The 1,789-nt window shown below is 62.9% G+C and carries 2 protein-coding genes; both read right to left on the bottom strand.

Translation table 11 applies throughout. The features are described 5' to 3' along the window. Nucleotides 1-626: FadR/GntR family transcriptional regulator (locus HLUSI_RS0109105; protein ID WP_016833676.1), on the bottom strand; the 626-nt coding region annotated here is incomplete at its 3' end. Between the two features lie 340 nt (nucleotides 627-966). Further along, nucleotides 967-1,789: MFS transporter (locus HLUSI_RS0109100; protein WP_016833675.1), on the bottom strand; the 823-nt coding region annotated here is incomplete at its 5' end.

Here is a 1,789-nt window from a genome sequence, read left to right as displayed (position 1 = left end):
AAGTCCGCCCGCGGAAGCCGGTCGCCGGCGGAAATGGCGGCGGCGATGGCGCGATGTTCTTCGGCCGTTTCCCAGATGCGCGAGTGATCGGCAAACGGCAAGCGCTGGCTGTGGCTGATGCGCGTTTCAAAATCGCGCACCACTTGCATCAGCCCGCCGTTGCCGGACAGCTCCGCGATCAGTTGGTGGAATTCGAGATCGGCCTGCGAGGCGCTGACCAGGTCGACGTTTTTCAGCGCGTCTTCAAAACGGGCCTGCACGCCCCACAGGCGCGGCGTGGTGTGGGCATTGATGACGCGTGCGGCCAGCGCGGCGGCAGCCGGTTCGAACACGTAGCGCAGCTGGAAGGTTGATTGCAGCTCCGCCGATGAAGGCAGCGCCGCTCCGCTGCGTGCAGGCGTACTGGCGGCACTGCTGCGGCCCGAGGTGACCAGCGTGCCTTTGCCGGGCATGGCGCGGATGAAGCCGAGCGCTTCCAGCATCGACAGCGCTTCGCGCAGCGACGCGCGGCTGATGCCGAGCGACTCGGCGAGATCGCGCTGGCCCGGCAGCATTTGTCCGGTCTTGTATGTCCCGGACAGGATCTGGCGCTGCAAAGTTTGTGCCGCGATATTGGGCATGCTCATCGGTTTCCCCTTTTTGGTCTGACTGGTCAGACCGCAAGAGGCGATATAGCAATTGACATGCCACCTGTTCGCCAAAACGACGATTACGCAGCGGCGGCGGTGATTGCGGAGGAGATTGCGGGTAGGTTTTCAGGCGCGGGCGTTGGCCTGAACAATGCGCTGAAACAAACCGCTGCACGAATTTCATGCAGGCGCGTGCAGTGAAAATGTGCGTTAAGCGTGCACATCTCTGAAACCGAAAATGAGAGCACGGCCTCTGCACGACCGGGCGCAGTTTTCAGCGCCCAGTGACGATCAGTCAACTTGCATCGTCACCGGTGGAAACGGGAGAAGAGAAGAATCAGGCTGGACGCGGCGCCTGCATCGTATGGCGCGCAACGTAGCGATACAACAGCAGCGCGGCAATGCCGCACACCGCCATCAGCGTCGTCAGGGGCAAGGCGGTGCCGTCGTGCCACACGCCCATGATCACCCCCGACAGCATGCCGATGCCGAACTGCAACGTGCCCATCAGCGCGGCCGCGGTGCCGGCTTGCTTGCCTTGTTGTGCGAGTGCGATGGCCGAGGCGTTGGGACCGACAAAACCGTGACACGACAGGAAACCGAAGAAGCCGATCAGCAACAGCGGCAGGCTTTCATAACCACAGGCGACCAGCACCGCCACGATGGTGGTCAGGATGGCCGGGATCCAGATGATCTTGCCGAGCACGCGGTCGGCGCTGCGCTTGATGACCAGGCGCGCGTTGATCTGCGAACAGGCGATCAGGCCGATGGCGTTGGCGCCGAACACGAAGCCGAAATTCTGCGGCTTGATGCCATGCAGTTCGATCAGCACGAACGGGCCGCCGGAAATATAGGCGAACAGCCCAGCCTGGATCAGGCCGCCGCACAAGACATACGCCATGAACTGCCGATGGCGCAACAGGCCGAGGTATTGACGCAGCACACGCCCGAGATGCAGCGGCACCACATGCGCCTGGTCGCGCGTCTCTTCCATCACGCGGTGGGTAAAGATCAGGCAGATGACGCCGAACACCGTCAGCGTCGCGAAGATCGCGCGCCAGGTCGAAAAAGTCAGCAGCAATCCGCCGATGAAAGGCGCCAGGATCGGCGCCAGGCCGAACACCAGCATCAGCATCGAGAACGCGCGCGCCGCGCCGTAT

It is taken from the genome of Herbaspirillum lusitanum P6-12 (genome assembly GCF_000256565.1).
GTDB classification, from domain to species: Bacteria; Pseudomonadota; Gammaproteobacteria; order Burkholderiales; family Burkholderiaceae_D; genus Herbaspirillum; species Herbaspirillum lusitanum.
Note: the sequence above shows the minus strand (reverse complement) of the source record. Positions and strands in the feature narration are given on the sequence as shown.